General features: G+C 35.2%; 14 protein-coding genes. 13 read left to right on the top strand and 1 reads right to left on the bottom strand.

The annotated features are described in order from the left end of the window. The 6 genes from BM098_RS05100 to BM098_RS05075 form a co-directional block, all read left to right on the top strand. On the top strand, positions 1 to 216 hold a 216-nt coding region (locus BM098_RS05100; RefSeq protein WP_143423375.1), incomplete at its 5' end, for a DUF1617 family protein. Then, positions 216 to 440 carry a hypothetical protein gene (locus BM098_RS05095; protein WP_089831088.1) on the top strand — a complete coding sequence of 75 codons (225 nt, stop codon included), beginning with the start codon at positions 216 to 218 and terminating at the stop codon, positions 438 to 440. The genes BM098_RS05100 and BM098_RS05095, both read left to right, overlap by 1 nt. A 64-nt stretch (positions 441 to 504) precedes the next feature. Beyond that, complete coding sequence (locus BM098_RS05090) at positions 505 to 828, top strand: hypothetical protein (RefSeq protein WP_089831087.1); 324 nt, start codon at positions 505 to 507, stop codon at positions 826 to 828. 95 nt (positions 829 to 923) lie between these two features. Then, positions 924 to 1,223 (top strand): hypothetical protein, encoded by a 300-nt coding sequence (locus BM098_RS05085; RefSeq protein WP_089831085.1) that lies wholly within the window; start codon positions 924 to 926, stop codon positions 1,221 to 1,223. Positions 1,224 to 1,237: 14 nt separating this feature from the next. Next, the gene (locus BM098_RS05080; protein WP_089831083.1) at positions 1,238 to 1,504 is read left to right on the top strand and encodes a holin; all 267 of its coding nucleotides are present in this window, start codon (positions 1,238 to 1,240) and stop codon (positions 1,502 to 1,504) included. A 44-nt stretch (positions 1,505 to 1,548) separates the two neighbouring features. Next, positions 1,549 to 2,451 (top strand): LysM peptidoglycan-binding domain-containing protein, encoded by a 903-nt coding sequence (locus BM098_RS05075; RefSeq protein ID WP_089831081.1) that lies wholly within the window; start codon positions 1,549 to 1,551, stop codon positions 2,449 to 2,451. Positions 2,452 to 2,484: 33 nt separating this feature from the next. Here BM098_RS05075 and BM098_RS05070 read toward each other — a convergent pair whose 3' ends face one another. Beyond that, complete coding sequence (locus tag BM098_RS05070; RefSeq protein WP_089831079.1) at positions 2,485 to 2,697, bottom strand: hypothetical protein; 213 nt, start codon at positions 2,695 to 2,697, stop codon at positions 2,485 to 2,487. Positions 2,698 to 2,866: 169 nt separating this feature from the next. Here BM098_RS05070 and BM098_RS05065 point away from each other — a divergent pair, with 169 nt between their 5' ends. From BM098_RS05065 to BM098_RS05035, 7 genes are all read left to right on the top strand, one after another. Beyond that, positions 2,867 to 3,169, top strand: coding sequence for a hypothetical protein (locus BM098_RS05065; RefSeq protein ID WP_062323675.1), 303 nt, complete (start codon positions 2,867 to 2,869; stop codon positions 3,167 to 3,169). Positions 3,170 to 3,722: 553 nt separating this feature from the next. After that, positions 3,723 to 4,337, top strand: a complete 615-nt coding sequence (locus BM098_RS05060) for a hypothetical protein (RefSeq protein ID WP_089831077.1) — start codon at positions 3,723 to 3,725, stop codon at positions 4,335 to 4,337. Positions 4,338 to 4,512: 175 nt separating this feature from the next. Beyond that, entirely contained in the window at positions 4,513 to 4,713 is a 201-nt protein-coding gene (locus BM098_RS05055; RefSeq protein WP_089831075.1) for a DUF4177 domain-containing protein, read from the top strand. A gap of 555 nt (positions 4,714 to 5,268) precedes the next feature. Then, positions 5,269 to 5,850 carry a hypothetical protein gene (locus BM098_RS05050; protein ID WP_089831073.1) on the top strand — a complete coding sequence of 194 codons (582 nt, stop codon included), beginning with the start codon at positions 5,269 to 5,271 and terminating at the stop codon, positions 5,848 to 5,850. A 107-nt stretch (positions 5,851 to 5,957) separates the two neighbouring features. After that, positions 5,958 to 6,710, top strand: coding sequence for a DUF2087 domain-containing protein (locus tag BM098_RS05045; RefSeq protein WP_089831071.1), 753 nt, complete (start codon positions 5,958 to 5,960; stop codon positions 6,708 to 6,710). 8 nt (positions 6,711 to 6,718) lie between these two features. Then, on the top strand, positions 6,719 to 6,919 hold the full coding sequence (locus tag BM098_RS05040; RefSeq protein WP_089831069.1) for a YwbE family protein: 201 nt from the start codon (positions 6,719 to 6,721) through the stop codon (positions 6,917 to 6,919). A gap of 209 nt (positions 6,920 to 7,128) precedes the next feature. Beyond that, positions 7,129 to 8,484 carry a YjiH family protein gene (locus BM098_RS05035; RefSeq protein WP_089831067.1) on the top strand — a complete coding sequence of 452 codons (1,356 nt, stop codon included), beginning with the start codon at positions 7,129 to 7,131 and terminating at the stop codon, positions 8,482 to 8,484. Positions 8,485 to 8,591 lie beyond the last annotated feature (107 nt).

Raw genomic sequence — 8,591 nt, 5'->3', positions numbered from 1 at the left:
GTTGAAAACGAGAAGTACGTTATCGTTGATCAGCAGGCGTTTCATGATGATTACGAAGAACTTTTAAATGAATCATTCGTGATTGATGGTGGTGACCATCAAGAGATGTTGAAAACAATTAAAAGAGTGCTTGATGAGTGCGATAAAACCTTTAGTGGTCAAGAAGCTGTTGTCTATGATTATATTTGTGAGCAGTTTGAGGGAGGTGACGAATAATGAATATCCAGATTACGAACGTCAGCATGCGTTATGTCGATGGTCAAATTGATTCTGTGCAAGTGCATTTCAACGGTCAAAATGATGAGCGAACAATTAATGTGAATGGTTACATTCCACTGACAGCAGAACAATATATGGGCAATGAAGCGCCAAGTGCTTTGATTGAAATCGTAAGACAGGAAGTGGCTACGAAGATAATGGATGGTGGTAGAGCTGAGTAGACGTATTTCATATTACTTCTTTTATACCGATATATAAATTATAAAATGAAAACGGAGGATTAATATGACTAAGACACTACAAGAAGTTCTAATGGAATATCCTAACCAACAGCAATTCTTGAATAGAAAGGTTCATGTTAAAGGAACAAAAAACGGTGAAATAGTTTTTAATGATTACTGTCAAGTTACAGGGACAATTGAACCTAATTATAGCCGATTAACTATTACTTGGCCATTTGATAATATTCTTCCTGTCAATTACCGGGACTATTATTCACCAAAAAAATTAGTTGAATTTAAGTACTTTGAAAAAGAAGATAAGGTTCAGATGTCAGGTGATTATAATGGCTCATACATTGTTGAAGTTCAACTTCCAAGCAGGGATTAAGTGCTCGAGGAGAAAATTGTTTTAAAAAAAGCATCTCATTACGAGGTGCTTTTCCTATACCATAAATAAAAACGTCTGAGTTCAAGGGGGTTACTATGTCACAAAAAGAGGATGTGGAAGAAATGCCAATCTGGCAGGACCATGAGCGTAGAATTACAACGCTAGAAAATACATTTGCAAGTATGTCACACGAGATGAAAGATGTAAAAACCGCAGTAGAAAAAACAGGAAACGAACAAAAGGAGCTTTTGAATACGCTTATTGATCATCACTTAGCAACAAATAAAATGAAGCTATCAAACTTTTGGAAAGTCATCCTAAACATTACTGGAGCAGGCGGATTGTTAATAACAGTCTTCTATGCTCTTTTTCAATTGATTACAAATTTACCTTAAGGAGTGGGAAAATGATGGAACAAGTATTATTATTTGCAACTGTATTATTGCCGATTGTCACAGCAGTGGTGGAATTAGTCAAGAAAACAATCAATTTACCTAAAAACTATATGCCACTAATTAGTGTGATTGTCGGTTTAATCGTCGGTGCTATTGCTTATCCGTTTACTGACTTTGAGTTAGTAATCAGATTATGGGCAGGCGGATTTGCAGGACTTGCAGGAACAGGATTGTTTGAAATCATGAATAAGCGTGAGGGTATGACTAAAGATGTTGCTTAGTGCAGCATCTTTTTAATTTAACTAAAAAAGGGAGACGAGTAAAAATGAATATTATCGATCGCAAATTATCATTTGGTAGCTTAGTGCCATTAAATAAAAATAGAGTGAGTAAGATTGTTGTGCATCACATGGCGCACAGTACATGGGGATTAGAAGATGTCCACAACTTCCACAAAAACACACGTGGTTGGTCTGGTATCGGCTATAACTTCTGGATTGACAAGCAAGGTAATGTGTTTTTAGGTAGGGGTTTTAATCAAGGTGCGCACGTATTAAATCACAATAGCACGACTGTAGGTGTTGGTTTCCAAGGTGATTTCACCAAAGATAAAATGACAGATGCGCAAGTCCTAGCAGGTCAGCAAGTTATTGACTATGTTAATGAATGGGCAGGTAAAAAACTTGAGGTTGTTGGTCACAATGAATTACAAGCGACAGCGTGCCCTGGCAAGAATTTTAGAATGTCAGAAGTAAAACAACCTTTAAAAAATACGCAAGTTACAGTTGACTACACTGTAAAAGCAGGAGATACGTTATATTCGATTGCGAGAGAGCTAAACACGAATGCGGACGAGTTAATAACGTTAAACAACATTAAGACACCTAATTTGATTAAGCCCGGACAGAAACTTAAAACGAAAGTTTTTGCTAGCAAACCTGCATTAAAAACATTAGACGAGATTGCGGAAGAAGTTATTGATGGTAAATGGGGAAATGGTAGTGATCGATTTAATCGTTTAAATAAGGCTGGTTATAGCGCTGATCAAGTTCAATCGAGAGTTAATATGTTGTTGACAAAACCTAAACCAAAAAAGACAGTAGCTCAAATGGCTCAAGAAGTTATTGACGGCAAACATGGCAACGGCCATGAAAATCGTCGGAAATCGCTCGGAATTAGCGCATCAGAGTACGCTAAAGTGAGAAACGAAGTTAATAAGAGAGTATAGAGTTAAAGCCCTTCACTAAGCGTGAGGGGCTTTTTACATTTGATCTCGTATTTTAATTAAAGTTTCTCTTAATTCCTTTAATTCTTTCTCCCATATTTCTTTAAAAAACTGAGCCGTTCTTATTCCAGAAGGATTATGCTTATGATTGGATATAATATCATCTTCGAATCTCAAAAGTAATATAACTCTTTCCATTCTTTCTAGTATTTCCATTTCTTTCTCTTTCAGACTTTTCTCATCGCTCATAATTCTCCTCCTCTAAATTTGTCTTATAATGTAATATTCTGTATTCAAGTGGAATTTTCCTGCTGAATAAGATATATTCGTCTTAGTGAATTTTTCTTATTACGCAGGAATACGTAAATCTTCTGTCGAATATAGTAAATGACTGATGAAAAAAAGGGAGTGTAGACACATGGCTTTGTTTAGTGGAAAAGAGACAGAACCTAAAATGACTAAAGCAGATATTCAAATGGCTGAATTCATGAAGAAATATCAACTAGAAGAATTTGATGAAAAAGATATGATTATCATTAAAAAGATAGCAAGTAATTTAGCGGAAAATGGATTACTTAGAGCTGGGATGTCTTTAAGATATTCCAAAGCTGAAGAACACGCTAAAGTAGCATATTTATCGACATTAACAGAGCAAAACTGGATGATTATTAGACAACTCAGTCGATTAAATAGTAACATTGAAAAACTTGTTGATAAATAAAAAAAGAGAGACACTACCATGAAGTAGTGTCTTTTTGAGCCTGTATAGTGTTTTATTAATTTTTATGAACAATCACTCTACCAAGTGGATAAAGCGCCTCAGTTGCTCTTATTTTAATCGATAGTGATATTATCAACTTGGAATAACGTTGTTTTAACTATGATATGATATAATATGATACGACATTAATTATATTCCACACACGTTGAGACTGTTGCGTTGCTGACTAGAAAATAGATGTAGCACCCTTGGAATGCTGTTTTTCAGTGATTTCAAGGGTTTATTTAATTTTTGATGGTGGATAAAGTGATAAGGATTAAAGATCAGTTAACCAGTATTGAACTACCCCCACCTAGTGCTGACGCACTTGAGGAAGGTGTCTTCTCGCCTTAATGCGATAAAAGTAGTTGAAATATACAAGAGCATGGTAATAATAGCTTTTAAGATTTATAAAATTAACTTTGCAGATTAATTTGTATGGCGCAGAAAAAGTATTTAATTAAGCGAAAGAACGATTTTATAAGAATTAAAAAGGATTGAGAGGTGTAGTGCAATGAAAGGAAAAAGTACCATTGAGGAATATCATGAGTATCGAGACAAGACAGGCAAAAGAACAGAAATCTATAGAATAGTTGCTAAGAGGTATGGCATAGCAAGTGCTCTATATCCAGGGAGCCATATTGACATTACGCCATCTTTGGTTATACCGAAGGTGATTTATATTGATAACTTTAAAGGGGCGATTAATTTCTTTAAGAACATGGAAATGATAAAAAAATATATCGCTAAAAATAAAGCATATGAAAAGACTTGTGACATAGTTTTTATGGGTCAAGATTATATGGAAGAATTAGATGTTGATCCTGTTGATTTGATTATTTCTCAATATGCAGGTTTTGTTGGGCAAGCAACGAAGAATTATTTACATACAGGTGGGATTTTATTATGCAATGATAGTCATGGAGATGCCACTTTATCTAGATTTGATGATGATTTTGAATTCATTGGCGCCATCGGTAAGAGTAATAGAATCATCGACACCAAACTGGATGAATATTTTGTATTACCAAGAAGTGAAAATGTTGATTTAGTAAAAGTTAGAGAGAAGATGAAAGGACCGAAGTATAAACTAACAGCAGAAAATTATTTATTTCGCAAAATCAAATAACTCATTATAGACAAATATACTTGTCTCAACAAAATTTCTATCTCATTACTAGATACTAATCAAAAGATTGGAAGTAATGCAGATGTTGTTTTTAAGGGTTTTGTCAGATTAATATTAAAACTATTATTCAAACTTGTTTTAAAAATGACTTATTTTATAGCTGGAGGCTAAGTAAATGACGACTTGGGAATATAAAACGATACAAATGAAAACACACGGTGCTTTGGGAGGATTAGTCGACATTGATGATTTTGAATCCAAATTAAATGAGTTAGGCCAACTCGGTTGGGAACTCGTCACAAGCACCACAGTTACGCAAGATTTAGGGTCGGCAAGAAGGGTGTTAGCTATATTTAAAAGACCATTAAATGATTAATCATTTGCTTTTTGATGAGGATGATTGCGGTAATGTTTGATCTCATAGATGTTACTTACATTAATGCACATAAGTAACTCTTGTTGTTAACAAATAGAGATGGACATGAATTGTAATTTAAAAGCCCTAGTAAATGATCTTTTATTGTTATTTCCTAGGACTTTTTCGACTGTTTAATAAAACAATTGTGATAATGTGCCAGTGAATCTATTGAGTTAAATGTGTATCAAGCAATTGCTATTATCGCTTTTGCTAAAAACCCAGTACCTTTTAAAGAGAGATAATTAGATTCTTATATTTTTGAAGTGAGGCTTACCATATTAATGTCATTTGTAAGATTGATTAACCACACGTGAGTCGTGTATTATTTATAGTATAAGTATTCATATTAAGTAAATGATGCCTTTTACTTCATCGCTGACTATACGCTTGGTGTGTGCTTTTTGGAGTTAAATTGGATGAGGCAAAAGATGATGGTTTAACTGATCCTGATAAAGGATAATAAATAAAAGAAGTTGTAATACACAAAGATCTGCTCTTTAAGGAGGTCATTTTATGTTTGGCTTAAAGGAACTCATTGGCCTTGTTTTATCAGCTTTTTTCATATTACCAACCGTTGTTATTCTAAGAGAATTAGGGTATGTCCTCGCAGGTAGAGTCGTTGGGGCTAAAAATGCCCGAATCACTTTGGGTTCAGGTAAGCGTATATTTAAATGGAGAATGTTTGATCTTAGACGTCACTATCAGCTTTATAGTTGGTATTCTTATGATGAATTAGCTAATCAGAAAAAGTGGGCGTATGTGTTTTTATATAGCTCCCCTATCTTAGTAAATGTAATCTTTGGCTTAATGATCAATGCATTGATTGCCAATCAGATCATTGATACGTATGAAACATTCTGGAATCGGTTTGTATTTTATGCGTTTTACTACGTCATGTTTGATGTTTTACCGATGCGTACCATTAATGGAAAACCTAATAATGGCCGACTTATTCTTGATATGATCAAACATGGTAAACGGACAGATTCAAATAAAGAGCCCTTTATTCCAGCCACGGCCGAAGTAGAAGATGCTTATCAAAAGGAAAGACAAGCAATCGAAGAAATGATGAAAGAAAATAAAGATAATAGTTAACGCAAACAATTGTGTTTTTTGTTTAGTGAAAAAACAAACACTATTCACCTTTGTTTGCATTATGTTATTTTCATGTTATAATGAGTCCATGAAAGGAAGTGGACACGTTGGAAATTGAACATCTTTCAGTCGATGCATTAGTCAAAGGTTACAAAGAAGACCATGCATCTCAATCTTTTATCTGCTTATCGTGTGAACAAATATTTGATAAACAAGAAGTTTACCAAGTGGGTCAACAATTTTTTATGGCTGAACGCGCAGTCAAGAAACATGTTGAAAGTATGCATCCAGATTATTTCAGTGCGTTACTGAACGAACAGGCAAATTATAATAAATTAACTGACAAGCAACAAGCGGTGCTTATGCACATGTATGAAGGTGCGTCCGATAAACGGATAGCTAATGCTTTAAGCGTTACGCCGTCCACTGTTAGACATCAGCGTTTTAGTTTACGTGAAAAAGCCAAACAAGCCAAACATTTTTTAGCAGTATATGAACACGCGCTCTTATCAGCTCAAACGACGGATGAAGAGACAATCGTACCGGTTCATAAATATGCGACAATGGTCGATGAACGCTACCACATCACAGAAAAAGAACGTGACCAAACACTTCAAACAGCGTTTCTATCACTCGATCCATTGAAACTAAAACATTTTCCAAAGAAGGAAAAGAAAAAGATTGTAATTTTAGCTCAAATAGCACAATATTTAAATCAAGGACAGAGATACACAGAAATTGAGTTAAATCATCAATTAGCAATGATTTATGATGATATTGCCACAATTCGACGATATTTAATTGAATACGGGTTTATGGCCCGAGAAAAAGACGGCTCAGCTTACTGGGTCCAGAAGTAGGTGAAAACATGAATGGAAATAGTCGAAGTAACATTAAGCCAGGGATTAAAGTTAGTGTCGTTCAAAAACAGGATCAACGGACGAACAAATTAACAGAAGGTATCGTAAAAGATATTTTAACCAACAGCAACAATCATCCGCACGGTATCAAAGTCCGACTCACATCAGGGGTTGTCGGTCGTGTCAAACACGTCCTGCCGTCAGAATAATAATTGGAAGCACGCAAATAAAACTTGCGTGCTTTTTTTAGTTAGAAAAAAACTTATCGATCAATATCGTCTAATTTTTTAGAAAATATAAACTTTTTTAAAAAAGGGCATATTTATACATCATCTTGTGATTTTATTCAAAAACATCTTGTTTTACCTTGTTTCGTATGGTATTCTATGTTTCGTTTGAAAACATTGGAGGCGTAAAGATGAAACATTTAAAATTTATTGGTTTATCGGTGATGGGGTTTTTATTTTTCTTAATGCCCGTCACTTTTAATGGTGAAAGTAAAATTATGATTTCACACATCGTTAATGGGGTGACGACATATATGTTGGACAGTTTTATCACCTTAACCATTATCATGTCCTGGATTGTCCTCGTTATGACACTGATTTTTACGGTATATACCTCAAAAAGTAACACCTTGAATGATGTGTTTAAAACTTCCCCATTAAACGTTCTATTAAGGGTGTTGGGGTCATTGCTTTACCTTATGGTAGTGCATCAATGGTTAAAGGGTAACATTATAGCGGATGTCTTCATTGACCCAAATACAGGTGGGGTGATGGTGGGAGATGAGGGGTTATTAACGACGTTATACATAACGTTTTTAGTTGGTATTCTTGCTTTACCGTTATTAACGCATTTTGGTGTCGTTGAATTTATTGGGACCTTACTCGGTCCGGTGGTAGTGAAACTATTTAAAGTTCCAGGTTATTCAACGATTGATGCGATTGCCTCATTTGTTGGTGATGGAACGATTGGGATTGTCGTCACGGACCAACAATATCAACGTGGTTACTATAACCGAAGAGAAGCTTATATTATTGCGACGAGCTTTTCAATTGTTGGAATTGCCTTTGCGGCTGCCGTCGCTGAAGAACTGCGATTTGGGCACATCTTTCCTATTTTTTATGGGTCGATTGTCGTCATAACGATTCTATTAGCATTTATTACGTCACGGATGCCGTTAAAGAAATTTACAGAGACGTATTACCCCGGCACAACACCAAAATCAATGGCGGTACCAAATGATATCTCTTTACTTAAGCATAGTTATAACTTAGCAATCAAGCAGGCAGATCAAGTGAGATTATTCCAAGTGCTAAAAGAAGCTCTATTAAACGTTATAAATATTTATGTTGGATTTTTACCTATTATCATGACAGTAGGAACACTATCGTTAATTATTGCGGAGTACACTCCATTCTTTTCAGTGATTAGTTTGCCGTTCACTTATCTCTATGAATGGTTAGGATACGCTCCATCTACAGCTGAAATGATGGCACCTGCTAGCCTTGCCGGTTTTGCTGATATGTATTTACCGGCTCTGTTTATCACAAGCGCAACGTCTGAAGCAAGTCGTTTCTTTATTGGTGTCCTAGCTTTTACTCAACTTGTTTTCTTATCTGAAACGGGTATGATTTTAGTTAAGACAAAAATCGGATTAAATTTTATCGATATTGTCAAAGTGTTCCTCTTTAGAACGCTCTTTTCGATTCCATTCCTGTACTTGATCACTCAACTCCTTGTCTGGCAAGATATTATTCAATTTTATTGAACTACCTTACCTTACATTATCACGAATGTTGCGGGAGGGGGGGCTGTAAGGACACCTTAAAGGGCGCCCGTGTTCGATAAAATATAAGAGAGAATAGTATACGGCAA

It is taken from the genome of Halolactibacillus halophilus (assembly GCF_900115605.1).
GTDB classification, from domain to species: domain Bacteria; phylum Bacillota; class Bacilli; order Bacillales; family Amphibacillaceae; genus Halolactibacillus; species Halolactibacillus halophilus.
The sequence above is the reverse complement of the archived record's forward strand: the minus strand, read 5'-3'. Positions and strand labels throughout refer to the sequence as shown.

What these genes read in the sequence shown, in the direction of transcription:
- BM098_RS05095 (WP_089831088.1), top strand. Translation starts at nt 216, where the DNA reads ATGAATATCCAGATTACGAACGTCAGCATGCGTTATGTCGATGGTCAA.
- BM098_RS05090 (WP_089831087.1), top strand. Translation starts at nt 505, where the DNA reads ATGACTAAGACACTACAAGAAGTTCTAATGGAATATCCTAACCAACAG.
- BM098_RS05085 (WP_089831085.1), top strand. Translation starts at nt 924, where the DNA reads ATGTCACAAAAAGAGGATGTGGAAGAAATGCCAATCTGGCAGGACCAT.
- BM098_RS05080 (WP_089831083.1), top strand. Translation starts at nt 1,238, where the DNA reads ATGGAACAAGTATTATTATTTGCAACTGTATTATTGCCGATTGTCACA.
- BM098_RS05075 (WP_089831081.1), top strand. Translation starts at nt 1,549, where the DNA reads ATGAATATTATCGATCGCAAATTATCATTTGGTAGCTTAGTGCCATTA.
- BM098_RS05070 (WP_089831079.1), bottom strand. Translation starts at nt 2,697, where the DNA reads ATGAGCGATGAGAAAAGTCTGAAAGAGAAAGAAATGGAAATACTAGAA.
- BM098_RS05065 (WP_062323675.1), top strand. Translation starts at nt 2,867, where the DNA reads ATGGCTTTGTTTAGTGGAAAAGAGACAGAACCTAAAATGACTAAAGCA.
- BM098_RS05060 (WP_089831077.1), top strand. Translation starts at nt 3,723, where the DNA reads ATGAAAGGAAAAAGTACCATTGAGGAATATCATGAGTATCGAGACAAG.
- BM098_RS05055 (WP_089831075.1), top strand. Translation starts at nt 4,513, where the DNA reads ATGACGACTTGGGAATATAAAACGATACAAATGAAAACACACGGTGCT.
- BM098_RS05050 (WP_089831073.1), top strand. Translation starts at nt 5,269, where the DNA reads ATGTTTGGCTTAAAGGAACTCATTGGCCTTGTTTTATCAGCTTTTTTC.
- BM098_RS05040 (WP_089831069.1), top strand. Translation starts at nt 6,719, where the DNA reads ATGAATGGAAATAGTCGAAGTAACATTAAGCCAGGGATTAAAGTTAGT.
- BM098_RS05035 (WP_089831067.1), top strand. Translation starts at nt 7,129, where the DNA reads ATGAAACATTTAAAATTTATTGGTTTATCGGTGATGGGGTTTTTATTT.